Annotated in this window: 18 protein-coding genes, 1 tRNA gene and 1 pseudogene; 9 read left to right on the top strand and 11 right to left on the bottom strand. The window is 43.2% G+C overall.

Translation table 11 applies throughout. The features are described from left to right. Positions 1-17 precede the first annotated feature (17 nt). Positions 18-374 (bottom strand): hypothetical protein, encoded by a 357-nt coding sequence (locus tag LRR81_RS16555; protein WP_231790502.1) that lies wholly within the window; start codon positions 372-374, stop codon positions 18-20. A 187-nt stretch (positions 375-561) separates the two neighbouring features. Here LRR81_RS16555 and LRR81_RS16550 point away from each other — a divergent pair. Beyond that, positions 562-634: transfer RNA gene (locus tag LRR81_RS16550), tRNA-Ala, on the top strand. 119 nt (positions 635-753) lie between these two features. On the opposite strand, the gene LRR81_RS16545 is transcribed toward LRR81_RS16550, so the two are convergent. Continuing rightward, positions 754-1,110: a helix-turn-helix domain-containing protein gene (locus tag LRR81_RS16545; RefSeq protein ID WP_231790501.1), complete on the bottom strand. Its 357-nt coding sequence runs from the start codon at positions 1,108-1,110 to the stop codon at positions 754-756. A 311-nt stretch (positions 1,111-1,421) separates the two neighbouring features. Between LRR81_RS16545 and LRR81_RS16540 the strand changes: the two genes are divergently transcribed. Beyond that, the gene (locus LRR81_RS16540; RefSeq protein WP_231790500.1) at positions 1,422-1,877 is read left to right on the top strand and encodes a hypothetical protein; all 456 of its coding nucleotides are present in this window, start codon (positions 1,422-1,424) and stop codon (positions 1,875-1,877) included. Between the two features lie 50 nt (positions 1,878-1,927). Here LRR81_RS16540 and LRR81_RS16535 read toward each other — a convergent pair whose 3' ends face one another. Then, positions 1,928-2,902: a L,D-transpeptidase family protein gene (locus tag LRR81_RS16535; RefSeq protein WP_231790499.1), complete on the bottom strand. Its 975-nt coding sequence runs from the start codon at positions 2,900-2,902 to the stop codon at positions 1,928-1,930. 254 nt (positions 2,903-3,156) lie between these two features. Here LRR81_RS16535 and LRR81_RS16530 point away from each other — a divergent pair, with 254 nt between their 5' ends. Both LRR81_RS16530 and LRR81_RS16525 read left to right on the top strand, forming a co-directional pair. Then, positions 3,157-3,342, top strand: coding sequence for a hypothetical protein (locus LRR81_RS16530; protein WP_231790498.1), 186 nt, complete (start codon positions 3,157-3,159; stop codon positions 3,340-3,342). 308 nt (positions 3,343-3,650) lie between these two features. Next, positions 3,651-4,181 carry a YceI family protein gene (locus LRR81_RS16525; RefSeq protein WP_231790497.1) on the top strand — a complete coding sequence of 177 codons (531 nt, stop codon included), beginning with the start codon at positions 3,651-3,653 and terminating at the stop codon, positions 4,179-4,181. A gap of 49 nt (positions 4,182-4,230) precedes the next feature. On the opposite strand, the gene LRR81_RS16520 is transcribed toward LRR81_RS16525, so the two are convergent. Then, a complete protein-coding gene (locus LRR81_RS16520; protein WP_231790496.1) occupies positions 4,231-4,668 on the bottom strand; it encodes a DMT family transporter in 438 nt (145 codons plus the stop codon). 245 nt (positions 4,669-4,913) lie between these two features. Here LRR81_RS16520 and LRR81_RS16515 point away from each other — a divergent pair, with 245 nt between their 5' ends. Then, a complete protein-coding gene (locus LRR81_RS16515; RefSeq protein ID WP_231790495.1) occupies positions 4,914-6,272 on the top strand; it encodes an amino acid permease in 1,359 nt (452 codons plus the stop codon). A gap of 50 nt (positions 6,273-6,322) precedes the next feature. Here LRR81_RS16515 and LRR81_RS16510 read toward each other — a convergent pair whose 3' ends face one another. Further along, positions 6,323-6,913, bottom strand: coding sequence for a hypothetical protein (locus tag LRR81_RS16510; RefSeq protein WP_231790494.1), 591 nt, complete (start codon positions 6,911-6,913; stop codon positions 6,323-6,325). 134 nt (positions 6,914-7,047) lie between these two features. Further along, positions 7,048-7,596, bottom strand: a complete 549-nt coding sequence (gene ssuE, locus LRR81_RS16505; protein ID WP_231790493.1) for an NADPH-dependent FMN reductase — start codon at positions 7,594-7,596, stop codon at positions 7,048-7,050. Positions 7,597-7,828: 232 nt separating this feature from the next. On the opposite strand from ssuE, the gene LRR81_RS16500 reads away from it, so the two are divergent. Both LRR81_RS16500 and LRR81_RS16495 read left to right on the top strand, forming a co-directional pair. Beyond that, positions 7,829-8,584: an SDR family NAD(P)-dependent oxidoreductase gene (locus tag LRR81_RS16500; RefSeq protein ID WP_231790492.1), complete on the top strand. Its 756-nt coding sequence runs from the start codon at positions 7,829-7,831 to the stop codon at positions 8,582-8,584. Positions 8,585-8,703: 119 nt separating this feature from the next. Beyond that, positions 8,704-8,925: a hypothetical protein gene (locus LRR81_RS16495; RefSeq protein ID WP_231790491.1), complete on the top strand. Its 222-nt coding sequence runs from the start codon at positions 8,704-8,706 to the stop codon at positions 8,923-8,925. Positions 8,926-8,953: 28 nt separating this feature from the next. Here LRR81_RS16495 and LRR81_RS16490 read toward each other — a convergent pair. The 3 genes and pseudogenes from LRR81_RS16490 to LRR81_RS16480 form a co-directional block, all read right to left on the bottom strand. Beyond that, positions 8,954-9,559 (bottom strand): annotated as a pseudogene (locus LRR81_RS16490) (FMN-binding negative transcriptional regulator). Between the two features lie 17 nt (positions 9,560-9,576). Next, the gene (locus LRR81_RS16485; RefSeq protein WP_231790490.1) at positions 9,577-10,467 is read right to left on the bottom strand and encodes a GNAT family N-acetyltransferase; all 891 of its coding nucleotides are present in this window, start codon (positions 10,465-10,467) and stop codon (positions 9,577-9,579) included. 73 nt (positions 10,468-10,540) lie between these two features. Beyond that, positions 10,541-11,446: an AEC family transporter gene (locus LRR81_RS16480; protein WP_231790489.1), complete on the bottom strand. Its 906-nt coding sequence runs from the start codon at positions 11,444-11,446 to the stop codon at positions 10,541-10,543. Between the two features lie 302 nt (positions 11,447-11,748). Here LRR81_RS16480 and LRR81_RS16475 point away from each other — a divergent pair, with 302 nt between their 5' ends. Beyond that, entirely contained in the window at positions 11,749-12,240 is a 492-nt protein-coding gene (locus LRR81_RS16475) for an SH3 domain-containing protein (RefSeq protein WP_231790488.1), read from the top strand. Positions 12,241-12,487: 247 nt separating this feature from the next. Here the strand turns inward: LRR81_RS16475 and LRR81_RS16470 are convergent, their stop codons facing one another. Both LRR81_RS16470 and LRR81_RS16465 read right to left on the bottom strand, forming a co-directional pair. Then, positions 12,488-13,840 (bottom strand): cobyrinate a,c-diamide synthase, encoded by a 1,353-nt coding sequence (locus LRR81_RS16470; protein ID WP_231790487.1) that lies wholly within the window; start codon positions 13,838-13,840, stop codon positions 12,488-12,490. Positions 13,841-13,936: 96 nt separating this feature from the next. Further along, positions 13,937-14,947 (bottom strand): LLM class flavin-dependent oxidoreductase, encoded by a 1,011-nt coding sequence (locus tag LRR81_RS16465; RefSeq protein WP_231790486.1) that lies wholly within the window; start codon positions 14,945-14,947, stop codon positions 13,937-13,939. A 522-nt stretch (positions 14,948-15,469) separates the two neighbouring features. Here LRR81_RS16465 and LRR81_RS16460 point away from each other — a divergent pair. Next, positions 15,470-17,092: an APC family permease gene (locus LRR81_RS16460; protein WP_231790485.1), complete on the top strand. Its 1,623-nt coding sequence runs from the start codon at positions 15,470-15,472 to the stop codon at positions 17,090-17,092. Positions 17,093-17,213 lie beyond the last annotated feature (121 nt).

Raw genomic sequence — 17,213 nt, 5'->3', positions numbered from 1 at the left:
GAGGCTGCGGCCTCTTTTTAATTTATTTGAAAAGGAACAGGCTCAACAGCACCTGAATCTTTATTAACGGAAAAAGACGCCATATCGGAAGCAGCTGTTTTTGCTGCTGATTGAGCTTCTTCCCATTTTGCTGTACAAATATATTCCTTGTCTTTTAAGGACTGAAAAGAAACACCAACATTGCTCTTTCCTTCATTTTTAAGTTTCTCAGCCACAAGCAGCAGTGCTTCTTCCTTTGTAACATCCCGGTCTGCGAGCACTTCTTTTTGCAGCTTTGAAGGAACAACGCTGGCTTTAATGACATGCTCAAAGTAAGCATTATACAAAAGCAAACATCCGGCAGCCGCCGACAGCAGCACTTTTGCCCATTTCATGCTGGACCCTCCCTGATTTTCTTCCTATAAGATTTATCGACATAATTCTGTTATTTTTTTATAGAAACAAGAAAATTATCCAGGAAAAAACGGGTAAATTTACTTAGAAATTTTCACGTAAAGACCCGTTGACATTCTTGAGAAAATGGTTATTATATTATATATGTCTTAAGTTTATATTTTATACGGGGGCTTAGCTCAGCTGGGAGAGCGTTTGGCTGGCAGCCAAAAGGTCAGCGGTTCGATCCCGCTAGTCTCCATCGGTAAAAAACGGTCCATTGACCGTTTTTTTATTTGCACATCTTTTTCTCGTCTTTTCTATAGAGACAACGTAAAAAACCTTCCCGGCACAAATGTGCGGGAAGGTTTTTTATTGTGATTATTTGCTGTCAACCGCTTTGCGGAGATTTCTGGTTAAAAGAACGATGAATTCCAGTTCGTCCTTTGTCAGCTTTTTCCCATCAAGTGCAAGGTTATACTTCTCCGTAAGGTCTTCTGCAGTTAATTCCAGTTCTGCAATGAATTTGCGCTCCTCCGCTGTGTAATCAGCCTGATAATCAGCAAAATAGTTCAAATCCTTTGAATAAACCTGTGCGATTTTTGAAAGAAGCTCCAATGACGGCTTGTAAATGCCCCGTTCAATTTTGGAAAGATTGCTGTAATCATAATTAATTTTCTGGGCGAGCTGTTTTAAAGTGTCGCCATTTTGTTTTCTAAGCTCTTTTATCTTTATCATGCGGCTAGATCCCTTCTTGATCCTGATGCGGACTTAGAATGATCCGGTACTTTCAGGAAGCCATAAGTAACAATTAATATACCATAATGCATAATAATCTATATGATATTGTATTAAATAGCAACTGATTGATGTATTTTTTAAACTCCATTTGGTTAAATAAGAAAGATTATTGGATAAATAGACCAAATTTTTTTCTGTTTTTTTAAAAATAATACTTCAAATATTGCTTTAGGCTGGCATATATTGTATTGTATTTTCTATTCCCTACTATTAACTTATTGAACTATCTAATACTTAGGAGAAGAATAATGGAAAAATTAAGCATAGAACTAAGAAGCATTTTAAAAAAGCTTGTGCTGGAATATGAAAGCAAGTTTGAGCCAATGCTGTTTACGTTAAAAAAAGACAGCGGCGATTTTATTTTCAGCGAAATCAACAAGCCATTGCGTCAGTGCGTCAATCTTTCTGATGATGCTGTTGGCAAATCACTGCAAGAGCTCACTTATGTGACAGGTGAAGATTTTGATTACATTCACACGAATTTTTTGAATGCCTGGAATAAAAAAAATAGCGTCATCTACTACTTTAACCCAAAAACGAATATGGACATTTACCTGGTCGTGCTTCTTGAACCTGAAATGGATAGTGAAAGATCCGTCTCTCAGATTAATGGCCATTGTGCTGCCATTCTGAAGGAAGATTTGCCTTATACTGCCCAAGAGCTGTTCGCCCTACAGGAAAATACGATTCATGAAAATCGCTGAATCTTATAAAACCCTCCTTGACGCTATGTCAGGAGGGTTTTTCTTGACTTTTATAATAATCTCTTCTTGACCGCTGTTCCGGCTATTCCGTCTGCAATCATTTTATGATCCTTCTGGAATTTAATGACCGCTGCTTCTGTTGCGGGTCCGAAAATGCCGTCAATTCCTTTAGTAGAATAGCCGCGGGCCGTTAATTTTTGCTGCAGCTCTTTAACTGCTCCTCCTCTGCTTCCCCTTTTTAATGAAGGGCTGTTACTTAAAGAAGAACCCAGAGCAGGCTTTGAAACGGAGCCATTGAGCTTGCCCCATACTGCGGGCCCTGCTATGCCGTCTTGCTTCAGGCCGTTAGCTTTTTGAAAATTCAGCACCGCTTTTTCTGTACCTGATCCAAAAATACCATCAATTCCATTTGTGCTGTAGCCTTTGCTTGTAAGCTTCTGCTGGAGTTCCCTTACCGCTTCTCCCCTGCTGCCCTTTTTCAAAACCGGATGTGCTTCACTGCCTGAACCGCTTCCCGCTTGAGCACCGTAAGTTTTAGCCAGTGTTGCAAACGATTTTCCAGATGTGGTGATCACTACAGGCGTGCCCAGCGGAACCTGATTATACAGCCACGCAACTTCATCGTTATACATTCTGATGCAGCCATGGCTTACATAGCCCCCGATTGATGCCGGGTTATTGTTTCCGTGAATGCCGTAAGTCGTTCCCCACGTTCCTCTCGCATTTAGCCCAAGCCATCTTTTGCCTAGCGGGTTCCGGGGATCTCCACCCGGAATGTGGCCAGTATAATACGGTCTGTTCACAATCTTTGAAACCACTTTAAATTTTCCTTCAGGCGTTAGTGTCTGGCTCTTTCCCGTCCCCACTTTAAAGGTCCTTTTCAGACTGCCGTTTTCATAGTAAGCAAGCTTATTTACCGCCTTGTTGATAATAATAAACTTGCTTGAAGCAGCTTTCGCCGGCACTCCGGCAATGAAGAAGAATAGTAGCACACTGCTGAATAAAACCAGGCATTTCTTTAGCAATACCTCAACCCCCGTTTGTTCATTTGCATACAGCATTTATATATATGCGGGAGGAGCAAAGGGATTTCTTAAAAAACCAATTTCCATCGATATTGGTAAAAAAGCCAGTATTCGGCATAAACCGTTCTGCAAATAAATTTTTTATAACATTATGGAGAGATTTGGTGATGAATTGTTTGTCTTTCTTGCAGGAAAAATCGGTGCTGCCAGTAAAATTAACAGTAAGAAAAAAAAAGAAAGGCGGCTAAAAGAGAATGATACAGGAATTAAGTTTGCAGCAGATTGCCGAAGGGATACCCAAATCTGTACTGAACGCCTCTGACAGGGATATTGAGGGATTTCAAAAAATCATGGAAGAAACAATAAAGCTGAGAGAAGGACATAAAAACCTTCAAAAACTTATCAAAACCTATTCTACTTCAGTTATTCAAAGGTCATGATTGAAAAGGCTGTTGAAGTTCAACAGCCTTTTTTCTGTCCTGATGAGCAATTTTTTCCGTCCGTTTTAGCTTGTTTATTGTCCAAACTTATATCTCGGAAGCAAAACTCATTTTTGTTCCTTTAAAACTGAATTTTGCCCCCGCCTCCCCTTGTACAATCACTGCGAGCCAGTTTCCCCTGCAAACCCCTGCCGGATGAAAAAAATGTTCTGAATTAAAAGTATTTTCCTTTCCCAAATTCCCATTGATTTGGTAGGATAAACTTAGCGGCAAAAACGAGGCCGTCCCATATAAAGGAGGAGAAGCAAATGGCAACATTAACCTTAGACAAAGTGCATAGCGATGTCATCTTCCAGATTAAGCACATGATGGTTTCAAAAGCAAAAGGAGCATTTACTGATTTCGATGTAGAATTTACAGGAGATCCAGATGATCTTGCCTCTGCAAGTGTCAAAGCAGCCATAAAAACTGCTTCTATTGATACTGGAAATGCTGACAGGGATGGCCATTTAAAATCTGGAGATTTTTTTGAAGCTGAAAAATACCCGGAAATAACTTTTGCAAGCAAGTCTATTAAAAAGGTTTCCGATGATAAGTTCGAAGTAACAGGAGACTTTACCATTAAAGATGTGACGAAGACTGAAACATTCCATGTCACTTATAATGGAACGGCTAAAAACCCAATGGATGGCAGTATGGTCGCAGGATTTGATGTAGAAGGAAGAGTAAACCGAGAAGACTACGGCCTTACTTGGAATGCCGCTTTAGAAACAGGCGGAGTGCTTGTCGGCAAAGAAGTAAAGTTTACCGGAAATTTTGAATTTGCTATCAAAGAATAAAGAATAAACTAAAATGTGCGGTTTGTTTTGGCCGCACATTTTTTTGATGCTATTTTTTGTTAAACAGATACAGAGCTGCTGCGATAAGAAGGAGAGCTGTGATCCGCTTCCAATCAATCGGGATTTGCTTTCCCCCGAAGAGATTAAAATGATCAATCAGCGTGCTTGCAACCATCTGTCCAGCAATGGAAGCCAAGAGGGCTGATCCTACTCCGATTTTCGGCGCAGCTATAACCATTACAGTTACATAGACCGCCCCGAGAAAGCCTCCCAGCAGCTGCCACTTCGGAACTGTAAGGACTGACAGCAGACTGTTTCCTTTACCAAAAAAAAGGACGGTTAATAACAGCACAAGTGTCCCAATCGCAAACGAAATAAATGCTCCTTCAATCGTCCCCGTTTTCTTCCCAAGAGCTCCATTTACACCAGCCTGCAGAGACATTAGAATTCCTGCACAAGCTGTAACAAGAACAAACAGCCAATTCATCGCTCTCCCCCGCTCTTCTATGCCATATCGTTTCTCAATCTTTATGAACAAAACCTATTCTACTCTTTTTTAGGGCAAAATTGGATTTATATGCATCCCACCTCGAATTCGCACCTTATCATTGACTGTGAACAATAGCGCTATTATACTAGTAACATATTTAATGCTTAACTGCACAAAAGCATAAAAGCGTTTAAGTGGTATAATATTCTTATTTTTATTTTTTCAGGAAGGCAGGAAAAGGAATGGATCAAGAAAATAGATTGCAAAAAGGGCTGCTCCCGAGGCATGTCCAATTTATCGCCTTGGCAGGAATGATTGGAACAGGCATCTTTAAGGGCAGCTCAGATACTTTGAATATCGCAGGGCCAAGTGTCGTTTTCGCCTATCTGCTGGGCGGCCTGCTGCTGTTTATTGTGATGTCTGCTCTTGCAGAGATGGCAAGCGTCTTCCCAAATCATAATGTGCAGCATCTTATTTCCAAAGCATTCGGCTCTCAAACCTCCTTTATCATGGGCTGGCTCTACTGGATCAACTGGATTATCGTTACAGTTGTGGAGGTTCTCGCTGCTGGAAGCTTTCTGCAATTCTGGTTTGCTTCAGCGCCGCTTTGGCTGCTTGCACTGTTTTGCGCCATCTTTGTGATTGCGATTAACCTTATACAAGTAAAATTTTATGGCGAATTTGAATTTTATTTTGCCGGAATTAAGATTATTACATTGACGCTCTTTATTCTGCTCGGCGCACTTATGATTTTCGGTGTGATTCCAAGCCCGGTAGAAAATCCGCTCGGAAACTATACCGCACATGGAGGCTTTTTCCCGAATGGGGCCGGCGGCATGCTGAGTGCTTTTCTTGTGGTGATGTTCTCCTACGGCGGAGCAGAGCTGATCGGTGTTGCGGTTACAGAAACGAAGGATGCTGAAAAAGTGCTGCCAAAAGTAATAAAAAGCACTGTCATCAGGGTTATCCTGTTTTATATTTTGCCGATTTTAATTATCTGCGGGCTGATTCCGTGGAATGAGGTTTCCGGCAAAGACAGTCCTTTTGTGCAGGTATTTACCTCAACAGGCATACCTGGTGCTGCACATGTCATGAATTTTGTATTGCTCACGGCTGTCCTTTCAGCAGCCAATTCCGGTATTTATGCAACGTCGAGAACCTTGTTCTCCATGGCGCAGAACGGTGAAGCGCCAAAAAGACTTGCCGGGCTTACGAAGCAGGGAATTCCCATTAACGGCATTGCACTTACAGCAGCAAGCCTTTTGATCGGCGTTTTCCTTGCCTACAAAACACCAGGTGAAGTGATCAGCTATTTAATGACCATCCCTGGTTTTACCGTTCTTTTGCTTTGGCTTGGCATTTGCATGGCACAGCTGAAGCTTCGAAAAAGCTATCCGTCTGCCCCTTTTTTCAAGATGAAATGGGCTCCATTTACAACCATTGCAGCCAGTCTCGCATTGATCCTTATTTTCATATCCTTTGTTTTCAATAAACAAAATGCGATCGGCACTACTGTCTGCCTAATCATTCTCGCCGTATTGGCAGCAGCATCGTTCTTTTATCCGAAAGCTCTAGGAAAATCCCGAAAAATCCGATCTTAAGCTGAATATAGAATTCAAAAAAGGATAATCCTCCGCGGAAAACGGGAGGATTATCCTTTTTTCTTAAAATACGGACTGTCAAAGCCTTTAATAAACATTCCATAATCAATCACAACTATTTCATCCTGTTCTGAGAGAGCGGTATTGGCAAGCCTTAAATCAACGGGCAGAATGCCATTAAACAAGAACTTCACTTCCAGCTCTACAAGGGCCCTGACGTGAACCAGGCTCATGGGGACCTTCCTCATCATCTTTTGCATAATAATCCATCCGTGGCCTGATTCATAAACAGGGCAGAGATGTTTTTTCAGGATATTTGCCCCATCCCGGTAAATTTGCGCTTCAGTTTCATTGCTGCGGTACCCCCATTCTGACAAGGCTACCTTTAATACAGTTCCATTTTGAAGGTCAAAAACAATCCGGTTCATTCCATTGCCGAGCACAGGAGACTGAAGCTGCAGTATTTTTTTGCAAGCCTGCAATTTATGCAGCAGCAGCTTGTGCTGTGCCATTTCAGCAATCCAGGCATGGATTGCCCCAATTTCCGCCGCACTCAAAAACCGGCTTGTTTCCTGATGCCGCCCAAGGCTTTTTTCAGAAAACAGCTTTTGAAAAGCCTCCTTTTCATTTTCCGGGAACATTCCCTCATCCCCTGTCTTTTCGCTTAATACAGTATTATATGCTGTTCCAGAGGATTGGCTGGGCAGGAAGCCTTAATTCAGCAGTTTTAAAAAGGCAGCAAAAAGCCGGCAAGCAATGCTTGCCGGCTATCATGCTACTCGTGAATTTGCGAGATTTTATTTGCTATAGCAATAAACTGCTGCAGCTGATTCTTCAGCCGCTCCTCCAGATCCTCATCAAGAATGGGATCCAGTACATTGGTTTTATCGATTTGTGAATCTGTCAGGTACACTCCCCGCAAGATCGTCTGGGCATGCAGGGCTGCAAGCAGCGGCTTCAATGAATAGTCAATGGCAAGCAGATGAGCCTGGCTGCCGCCGATCATTAACGGAAGCACTGCTTTGTCCTTCAGGCAATCCTGCGGCATGAGATCAAGCAGACATTTTAATACACCGGAATAGGCTGCTTTATATACAGGCGATGCAATAATGACTCCTTGTGACTGCTGAATTGCTTCTGACGCCTCCCTCAATGAAGGGTGATTATATTCAGCATTAATCAGCACTTTCGGATCAAAATCAAGTACAGATACTTCTGTGACCTTGTGTCCTTCCCGTTCAAGCACATGCTTTAAATGCTGCAGAACGATAGCTGACCTTGATTCTGCAGACGGACTGCCTGAAATAGCTACAATATGATTCATCCAATCATCCCCTTTATTTAATGCGTATGTAAAAGTTCATTCCCTCTTTTATTGTACATAAAATTCTGACTATGTTGTATTCATTATGCCTCTTTTAAGCTCTTTTTGAAAGATTATTCACCAACACTTTTCATAGAACATTCATCCAATGCCTTTGTTTGACTTACAGTTAACTCTATCCCTTATAATTTGATTGTGTAATAACTCTGGAGACGACCAAGGAGGAGAGATAATGAAATACACTGTGATTACAGGTGCAAGTTCCGGAATAGGATATGAGACGGCTTTAGCCTTTGCTGAGCGCGGAAAAAATTTAATTATTGCAGCACGCAGAGCGGACAAGCTTGAAGAGGTAAAAGCTGATGTTGCGAAGATGAATCCGAACCTTGAAGTCATTATTAGGGAAATTGACCTTGCCGATGCGGCAAATGCTTATAAACTGTATGAAAGCCTGCAGGAATATGACATTGAAACATGGATTAATAATGCGGGGTTTGGCAATTATGCTCCCATTGGGGAACAGGATTTGAATAAAATTCAAAGCATGCTTCATCTTAACATTGAATCACTCACCATCTTAACTTCTCTATTCGTGAGAGACTATGCAGACAAAGAAGGCACACAGATTATTAATATCTCTTCAAGAGGCGGCTATACCGTTGTGGCGGATGCAGTTGCCTATTGCGCTACTAAATTCTATGTGAGTGCTCTGACAGAGGGCCTTGCTCAGGAGCTCCAGGATAAGGGAGCAAAAATGCAGGCGAAGGTGCTCGCCCCTGCAGCGACCGAAACAGAATTTGCCGGCCGGGCAAGAGAAGAAGAAAACTTTGATTACAATAACCTGCCGAAATTCCACACAGCAAAAGAAATGGCAGGATTTATGCTGGATCTTTATGACAGCCCGCACACTGTAGGTATTGTGGATGCCGAAACCTATGAGTTCCAGCTGAAAGGACCTATCTATCCATATGCTGGTCCAAAGAAATGAAAATGACAGAACAGCAGGCTCTTTTAAAAGAGTCTGCTTTTTTTTATCTCTTTCGGCATATTTTTCAACTAAATAGGGTATAGGTCTTTTGGTGAAGTAAATTCGAGGGAGAAAAAAGTATGCGTTCAACTATTATTCAGGTAAAAGAGCCTTTAACATTAGAAAAAATCGAAATGATTGAAAACCGATTGACGAAAACTCATGGAATTGAAAGAGTGCTGATTGATATCAAAACAGGCAGCATTCGGGTCATGTATGACGGGCTTGTTATTGCCCCGGAATTAATGATTCAGGCACTAAGCCAGCACGGGATGGAAACGGAAGAAGTTCAGCAAGTATAAAAAAAGCGGCCAACGCCGCTTTTTTTTGTTACATATTCTTCTCCATCCACTCAGCGATGGCCAGCTGGTTTTCCCCGCCAGCTTTCTTCAGCTGATCGGCAACAAGCTCTTGACGCGCTTTGGGATGATTCTGACTCAGCTTTGCTTTGCCTTCAAGCCTGTCGATTTTCAGTGAAAAGCCAACAATTCCTTTCAGCATTTTTTCAGCATACCCTTCTGGAAGCTGCTGAAACTGATAGGAGCTATCCTGGGCTTCATGAATGGTAATCAATGCCTCTAAGTATTGCATCAATTGCCCCTCATCTTCTATCATTTCAAGCTTCCCATAAGCATGAACACTCACATAATTCCAGGTTGGAACAGCAGTACCTGTTTCATACCACGAGGGAGAAATGTAAGCGTGAGGCCCTTAAAAAATCGCGAAGGCGGTCTGTCCGGAAATGGTTTGCCACTGCCTGTTTGCCCTTGCAAAATGATCATACAGGCAGTTTTCCTTCCGATTCAAGCTAAGCGGCAAATGGGTCGCTATAGGCTCTCCACCATCCTGTGAAATTAAAGCGGCAAAGTTATGCACCTCCATAAACTGTTGAATCAGAGCACGATCTGTTAAGGCAAATTCCTTAGGCGTATACATGCTTCAAAGCTCCTTTTCTACTTTTCTTTTATCATGAACACCTGCTTCTGCGGCGTGCCTCCAGGTGAAATTCCTTCGGTAAACCCTGCTTTTTCAAGCAGTTTGGCTGCAGGACTTGAAGCAGGCAGATTAAAAGTAGACTGGCGGTACACCTTTCCTGCAGGGAAAGCGGAGTTGAGCAATGCTATAACGGGCTCCTGTTCATTATCTCTTGCCTGGCAGTGAAATAAGATGACATCAGAAAGATCGCCTTCTTCTCCGTATTTCTTCTGAAGCAAAGCATAGGCAGCAGGTATTCCTTTTTGATCAAAAGCAATTAAAGCTAGTCCATTGGCAGTAAAAGGTCCATGTGTCTGCCATGGAACATCAGTATTGTAAAATGGGAGAGAGACCGCTTCATTAACTGAGTCCTTCTCAATTGTATAACCGGATGCGCTCCCAAAAGGATTCTCCTTTAGTGCTTTCCTATTTTCCAGGAATAGCAGTGTATCTTCATAACGGTATCCCAGCCGCTCATACAGTCTGATTGCCCGTTCATTCACAGCGAATGCTTCAAGAGTTACTCTGTCCGCCCCTTCCGCTTCATACATTTCCAGACTCTTCTTAATCAGCTCTCTTCCAACACCGTAGGAACGGAAGTCCGGCTTTACGCTTGTTCCGCCGTTCCATGCATGCTTTTTGCCTTTAATGATGCTTAATCCATTCAGAACAATCCCTGCTGGAAGATCATTCTGAAAAGCAACATAAGAGTGGTCAGGGGAAAGGCTCAGCGTCCCCATTCTGCCGATAAATTGCAAGGATGTCATTTTAATAGGAGAATAATAATCGCTAAATCCTCCGTTCCACGCATCCAGCGCTTCATCAATCCTGCATTCGCTCAATTTTTTGATTACCATATCCATTGTCATATCTGCTTCTCCTCCAATGTTTACAGCTTGTTTCTGAAATTTTCAGAAAAAAAAGACGCCTTATTAAAGCATCTTACAGCAGAGCAAGCGAGATCACAATGGGAAGAGCGACAATGCTCAGCAGTGTGCTGAGCAGAGTGGCGCTCGACACAAATTCAGGCTTCGTATTAAATTGAAGCGCGTACATAGTGGTATTGGCAGCCGTCGGCATGGCAGCCGTGATCACCATGATTTGTTTCACCATATGATCGACAGGCAAAAAAGAAGCGATAACAAAAGCAGCTATAGGAGAAATCGCCATCTTTAAAATAAGCGAATAGGCGAGCCTTTCCTTTTCCAGCTTTTTTAAAGAAATATCAGCAAGCTGCATGCCCAGGATGATCATGACCGTCGGGATGGTGGAATCTGCCACCATGCTGATGGCTGTATACATATCAGGACTGATTCCAACAGAAAAGATTTGACAAAGCAGTCCAAGCACTGCTCCGTATACAATCGGCATTCTGAAAATTTCCTTTAGAGGAGAAACTTTCCGTTCAGGATCAAGACTTCCCTTTGCGGCATAATACAAGCCGATGGTACACATAATCAGCTGCTGAATAACCATCAGAATCACCGCGAAATTTAACCCGGCTTTTCCGAAAACAAATAAAACTACAGGTGTTCCATAATTCCCGTTATTCATAAAAGCAGAAGACAAAATGGAACTGCAGATGCTGGAAGAATCCCACCCTCTCATAAATCCAATCACATAGTTTAAGAGGATAAGTACACCGCAAAGCAATATAAGGAAAATAGCAAAATAGAAATAATTCCAAGAAAGCGCATTTTCATAAAATGTACGGAAAGCAAGCACTGGCGTCATGAGAAATAGCGCCATTTTGGACAAGCTTTTCACATCAAAATTCATCATTTTTTTGCCTATGAAGCCTAAGAGGAAAATACAAAAAATAGGAAGAACTACAAGAATGAATGTCATGATACTAAACGTCACCTTCATATATCGGTTATTGCCTGCAGCAGCAGGCTGCTTTTAAAGTATAGCTGAAAACCCGTTTATTTTGCAGGGTAAATGATTGAGGGAAGAATTTGAGAATTTTTTGAAACAATCTGGCGGGGTTCTTCGTTACATGTGCGTATGGAGGAAAAGGACTGGCCGCTAGGTCTCTTACACCTGGCCCCTGGTTAAAGCTCTAAAGGACAGAGACCCGCCTAAACACAAAAAAGCAGAAAGCCAGCTATCTCCCTAATCCTCTAACAAAAAACAAGGAGGAACAAAAAATGAAAAAACTTACAAAAGCTATCAGCATTGGCACACTATCTCTTGGAATTCTTGCCGCACAGGCTTCTTTTAATCTTCCGTTCAATCAATCTCAGACAGCTGAAGCATCTGCTGCCTATACGTATGAGTCAAAGGTGGATCATTTAAATATCAGAGCGGCAGCATCCGTTAAGTCGAAAGTGGTCGGCTCATTGAATAAGGAAGAAAAAGTAGAGATTATCAGAATCTATTCAAATGGCTGGACATCTGTTCATTGGAAAGGAAAAACGGCTTATATTTCTTCGAAGTACCTCTTGCCTGTTGTCGGCTATGCTGTTACAAAGACAAATCTTAATTTAAGAACTGGTCCGAGTACATCCAATAAGGTGCTTCTTGTCATTCCAAAAGGAAAAAAGGTCACTGTCCATGAATGGAAAAATGGCTGGGGCCTGGTTGGGTATAACCATGTGAAAGGCTGGGTCAGTGAAAAGTATTTATTGACTGGGGAATAATGCCCCGTAAAAAAACAAGCCGGTTGCTCCGGCTTGTTTTTTCATTGTCGCGCCCATTTTCTTCTGCGGGAGCCTTTATAGTAAAGAATGGAGTGAGCTTTTTCACCTAAGTGGATGAGCTTCAGAGTACCGTTCTGATCTTCGTGAAGGATCGTGGTGCTTTTGTAACAGATTGAAACAGAAGTTTTCGCATTTTAATCCCTCATGTATCTTTGTATGGGTGCTATTTACCCTATTTCAATATCTTTTACACTTCTTTGCCTGCTGCTTTGAGGCAGAGCCCCACAAAGTTTTGGGGAAATTCAGGGTTTGAAGCAAAATGAAAATGCGCGTACCCTGCCATCAGGTTTTTCTGTGTGAATCCAGCAGGTGATTCCTTTATTTTATAGGCTGCTTTCTTAGAAGGACCTTCGTACTGAGAATGATGGTATACATGCCCTCTTATGGCCATGCCTTCAGGCAAAAGCGTGCTGCCTTCTAATCCTGCTGCTTCAAGGTAGCCGAGGGCTTGGAGCTGCTTTTCCATCTTGGCTCTGCCCGGAATCAGGCCGGCCATTTTATAAACCTGCCCTTCAGCTGTTTCCAGCTCTTCTGTCAGGTACATAAAGCCGCCGCATTCTGCGAGGATCGGCATTCCTTTTTCATAAGCCTGTTTTATTGAAGCAATGGTTTCCTTTGCATTGGAAAGTTCATTGGCGAAAATTTCGGGATAGCCTCCGCCGAGATAGATGCCGGCAGCGCCAGATGGCACTTTTTCTCCTTCCAGCGGTGAAAAGGGAAGAATTTTTGCGCCGCAAGCTTCCAGTAATTCCAGGTTCTCTTCGTAGTAAAAGCTGAAGGCTTTATCTCTCGCCACTGCAATGGCTGCCAAGGGTTCCTTTTTGCAAGTGAAAATGGACTTTTCCGCAGGAAAATTTCCTTTTTGCGAGATTTCAAAGAGCAGGTCAAGATTGATGGTTTTTAGTGCCTGCTCAGCAAGTTTGTTAAAGAGGGCAGCCAAGTCCTGATTTTCGGCAGCCTGAACAAGTCCTAGGTGTCGCTCAGGCATGGAAAGTTCAAGGTCATTCGGAAAATAACCGATCACAGGCAGTCCGCATTCCTTTTCAACGGCGGTCTTGATCATTTGATAGTGCCCTTCTCCGGCAGCTTTGTTAACAATGACTCCCCCAATTTTGACAGTGCTGTCAAACGACTGAAATCCTTTTACAACAGCAGCTGCGCTTCTCCCCATCGCCCAGCAGTCAAGACATAAGAGGACAGGAGTTTTGGTCAAAGAGCTGATCTCTGCTGTAGACCCCTCATTATTGAAGGGATTCTTTCCGTCAAACAGCCCCATCACACCTTCTATAACTGCTATATCTGCTCCTTGCATGCCGTGATGAAAAACATCAAGAAGGGTGGATTTGTTCAGCATCCAGCTGTCCAGATTGCGGGATGGCCGTCCGGTAACTTCTGTGTGAAAGGCAGGATCGATGTAATCAGGTCCGCATTTAAAGCCCTGCACCTTCCATCCTTTTTTTATGAGAGCAGCCATGATGGCTAAGGTGATGGTGGTTTTCCCTGCCCCGCTTTCCGTGCCGGCAATCATGATTCTTCTCATGCTGTGTTCCCCCTTTTTTCTAATGGCTGACTTTCTGTATGTATGACTCCTCCTACCTTCGATGAAAAAAGAAAAAAGCCTTCCAAAAAGGAAGACTTATCTGCCGTTTCTCATAATATTGGAAACAATTTCATAGGAGTGAAGCCTTGCTTGATGATCATAAATCTGGGCGTTAATCATAAACTCATTCGCCTGCGTATCATCCAGGAATTGCTGCAGTTTTTCTTGAACAGCTGCAGGGCTTCCCGTAATGGATGATTTCACGCGCTGGTCCAATAGCGCCTTTTCGTAGTCGGTTGCCACTTCGTCAATACTGTCAATCGGCGGCTGAAGCGGGCCGGGATTATTTCTGATGAGAGCGAGGAACTGCTGCTGCATGGAAGTTGCGAGCCTTGCAGCCTCTTCATCTGTATCTGCTGCAACGACATTGACGCCAACCATTGCATAAGGCTCTGACAAAACTTCTGACGGTTTGAAATTTCTATGGTATATCGAGAGCGCTGGAATCGTGTTCTCTGGCGAAAAATGGCTGGCAAAGGCAAACGGCAAACCGAGCTGTGCTGCCAAACGCGCACTGTAGTCGCTTGATCCAAGAAGCCAAATGGGAATATTCAGGCCTTCGCCTGGTATTGCCCTGACATGGCGGTCTCCTGAAGGCTTAAGATAAGCTCTCAGTTCTTCCAGCTGCTCAGGAAAATCATCGCCAGTGCTGTGTCTTTCTCTGCGAAGTGCATAGGCTGTCAGCTGGTCTGTCCCGGGAGCGCGCCCAAGTCCAAGATCAATTCTGCCGGGATAGAGCGACTCAAGTGTCCCAAATTGCTCTGCAATCAAAAGAGGAGCATGGTTTGGAAGCATAATTCCGCCTGATCCGACGCGGATAGTGGATGTTCCGCCTGCTACATGCCCGATGACGACAGAAGTGGCAGAGCTGGCGATTCCAGGCATATTGTGATGTTCAGCAAGCCAATATCGTTTATATCCCCATCCTTCTGCATGCTGGGCCAGATTCAGTGTATTTTGAAGACTGTCAGATATGGTTCCGTTCTCCAGTACAGGTGATAAATCCAGGATGGAAAAGGCAATATCCTTCAATTGTTTGGATGGCATTGGTTCCACTTCTTTCTTTTTCATTGTCTTTCAAATGCTATTTTATCAATTGTTTTTCCCTGTACAAAACATAACGATTCAGCCCCAGATTTCCCCTCTTTCATTAAGCTTCCCAAAAGGCTTGCCAGTTAGGCGGTACAGCGCTTTCAGAACCGTCCGGCTATCTTTTGCCGGGTTGAACTGCTGTATGGGCTGTGTTATCATGGAAAACGTTTTTGGCAGGAAGCCGCTCTTTTCACATTCAGCTGAGTTAGGAAAAATTTTTATAAAAAATTATGATTTCTTCGTAAAAAAATGATAACTTTTGCTAAATCAGGGTAAGTTATGTAGGAATCATGCCATTATTCCATTGACGCAGCCCCTTTTGTACACTTCTTAGAAATCTTCAAACGTACATATGCTCAGATTGAATGAACAAAAGAGTGCTTTTTAGCCGCATAAACGTTTAGGAGGAGGATGCAGCTAAAAACCCTCTCGCATGTAAGGACACATTGCCGGGGTAAAAATTTAAGGAGGAAGTTCATGTCTAATCATCAAGGGAAATTTAAAAAAACCATTTCACTGCTAGATCTTACACTGATCGGTCTCGGAGCCATTTTTGGTTCTGCATGGCTGTTTGCCGTCAGCAACGTTGCTTCGCAGGCAGGTCCAGCAGGAAGCCTATCCTGGATCATCGGCGGCGTTATTATTCTGCTGGTCGGCCTCGTATATGCCGAGCTCGGAGCCGCTTTGCCGAGAACAGGGGGAATCATTCGCTATCCAGTCTATTCGCATGGTCCGCTTGTCGGCTATTTGATTTCTTTCATCACGATAGTTGCTTATACAAGCTTAATTTCCATTGAGGTCACTGCTGTCAGGCAATATGTGGCGTTTTGGCTTCCAGGACTGACGCAAAAAGGCTCAGAGTCGCCAACGATCGCAGGCTGGCTCGTTCAATTTGCCATGCTTGTCCTGTTTTTCCTGCTGAACTATTGGAGCGTCAAGACATTTGCCAAATCAAATATCATTATTTCTATCTTCAAATATGTCGTACCAGTGACGGTAATTGTTGTTCTGGCTTTCCACTTTCAGCCTTCAAACATCACCGCAGCAGGTTTTGCTCCTGGGGGATTTAATGGCATTCAGGCTGCTATTTCAACAGGCGGAGTCATGTTTGCTTATCTTGGGCTTCATCCGATTGTTTCAGTTGCAAGCGAGGTTAAAAACCCTCAGCGAAATATACCGATTGCACTGATATTATGCATTGTGCTGTCTGCCCTTATTTATACAGCTCTGCAAGTGCTGTTTATCGGAGCTATTCCGGCAGACATGCTTAGCGGAGGCTGGGAAGGAATTCAAGATAAGTTTCCATTGCCGTTTAAAGATATTGCTGTATTGCTTGGCCTTGGCTGGCTGGCACAGTTTGTGGTATTCGATGCGATTGTTTCCCCTGGAGGAAACGGGAACATCTTTATGAATACGACGGCCCGTCTTGTATATGCTTGGTCCAGAAATGGAACGCTGTTTAAAACCTTTTCAAAAGTGGATAAAAACACAGGAATTCCGCGTTCATCGCTATGGTTATCTTTCGGACTGTCTGTCTTCTGGACGCTGCCGTTTCCATCATGGAATGCACTTGTGCAGGTTTGTTCTGTGGCGCTGATTCTTTCCTACGCGATTGCGCCAATTTCTTCAGCTGCTTTTAGGGTCAATGCGAAAGATTTGGAACGGCCTTTTAAATTGAGAGGCATGAGCATTATTGCTCCGCTTTCCTTTATCTTCGCTTCCTATATTGTGTACTGGTCAGGCTGGAAAACCATTTCCTGGCTGCTTGGCTCTCAAATTGTAATGTTTCTTGTCTACTTCGCCTTCACGAAATTTGTACCAAAGCATGAGGTCAGCATGGCCCAGCAATTGAAAAGCGCCTGGTGGCTTGTCGGCTATTATGTCATTATGCTTGTCATCTCGTATCTAGGCTCCTTTGGAGGAGGCTTAAAGGTACTGAGCAGTCCTGTTGATTTAATTGTCATCGCCATTGCTTCACTCGCTGTCTTTTACTGGGCCAAATACACCGGCCTTCCAAAAGCTATTATTGATGATGATGAATCAGATGCTCATGAAGAAGCATCGGCTGGCACTGAAAAAGAAAATGCAAAAATGACTTGAATATAAAATAAGCCCGGCATTTGCCGGGCTTATTCATTTTCTCGATGAATTTTTGAATCGAAGGAAAAAATGGATGATGAAGCTGGCCCTTCACCTTTTTAACTCGGCAAAGGCGAGCTCA

It is taken from the genome of Metabacillus kandeliae (assembly GCF_021166585.1).
Lineage (GTDB): Bacteria > Bacillota > Bacilli > Bacillales > Bacillaceae > Metabacillus_B > Metabacillus_B kandeliae.
The sequence above is the reverse complement of the archived record's forward strand: the minus strand, read 5'-3'. Positions and strand labels throughout refer to the sequence as shown.

What these genes read in the sequence shown, in the direction of transcription:
- LRR81_RS16555 (WP_231790502.1), bottom strand. Translation starts at nt 374, where the DNA reads ATGAAATGGGCAAAAGTGCTGCTGTCGGCGGCTGCCGGATGTTTGCTT.
- LRR81_RS16545 (WP_231790501.1), bottom strand. Translation starts at nt 1,110, where the DNA reads ATGATAAAGATAAAAGAGCTTAGAAAACAAAATGGCGACACTTTAAAA.
- LRR81_RS16540 (WP_231790500.1), top strand. Translation starts at nt 1,422, where the DNA reads ATGGAAAAATTAAGCATAGAACTAAGAAGCATTTTAAAAAAGCTTGTG.
- LRR81_RS16530 (WP_231790498.1), top strand. Translation starts at nt 3,157, where the DNA reads ATGATACAGGAATTAAGTTTGCAGCAGATTGCCGAAGGGATACCCAAA.
- LRR81_RS16525 (WP_231790497.1), top strand. Translation starts at nt 3,651, where the DNA reads ATGGCAACATTAACCTTAGACAAAGTGCATAGCGATGTCATCTTCCAG.
- LRR81_RS16520 (WP_231790496.1), bottom strand. Translation starts at nt 4,668, where the DNA reads ATGAATTGGCTGTTTGTTCTTGTTACAGCTTGTGCAGGAATTCTAATG.
- LRR81_RS16515 (WP_231790495.1), top strand. Translation starts at nt 4,914, where the DNA reads ATGGATCAAGAAAATAGATTGCAAAAAGGGCTGCTCCCGAGGCATGTC.
- LRR81_RS16510 (WP_231790494.1), bottom strand. Translation starts at nt 6,913, where the DNA reads ATGTTCCCGGAAAATGAAAAGGAGGCTTTTCAAAAGCTGTTTTCTGAA.
- ssuE (WP_231790493.1), bottom strand. Translation starts at nt 7,596, where the DNA reads ATGAATCATATTGTAGCTATTTCAGGCAGTCCGTCTGCAGAATCAAGG.
- LRR81_RS16500 (WP_231790492.1), top strand. Translation starts at nt 7,829, where the DNA reads ATGAAATACACTGTGATTACAGGTGCAAGTTCCGGAATAGGATATGAG.
- LRR81_RS16495 (WP_231790491.1), top strand. Translation starts at nt 8,704, where the DNA reads ATGCGTTCAACTATTATTCAGGTAAAAGAGCCTTTAACATTAGAAAAA.
- LRR81_RS16485 (WP_231790490.1), bottom strand. Translation starts at nt 10,467, where the DNA reads ATGACAATGGATATGGTAATCAAAAAATTGAGCGAATGCAGGATTGAT.
- LRR81_RS16480 (WP_231790489.1), bottom strand. Translation starts at nt 11,446, where the DNA reads ATGACATTCATTCTTGTAGTTCTTCCTATTTTTTGTATTTTCCTCTTA.
- LRR81_RS16475 (WP_231790488.1), top strand. Translation starts at nt 11,749, where the DNA reads ATGAAAAAACTTACAAAAGCTATCAGCATTGGCACACTATCTCTTGGA.
- LRR81_RS16470 (WP_231790487.1), bottom strand. Translation starts at nt 13,840, where the DNA reads ATGAGAAGAATCATGATTGCCGGCACGGAAAGCGGGGCAGGGAAAACC.
- LRR81_RS16465 (WP_231790486.1), bottom strand. Translation starts at nt 14,947, where the DNA reads ATGCCATCCAAACAATTGAAGGATATTGCCTTTTCCATCCTGGATTTA.
- LRR81_RS16460 (WP_231790485.1), top strand. Translation starts at nt 15,470, where the DNA reads ATGTCTAATCATCAAGGGAAATTTAAAAAAACCATTTCACTGCTAGAT.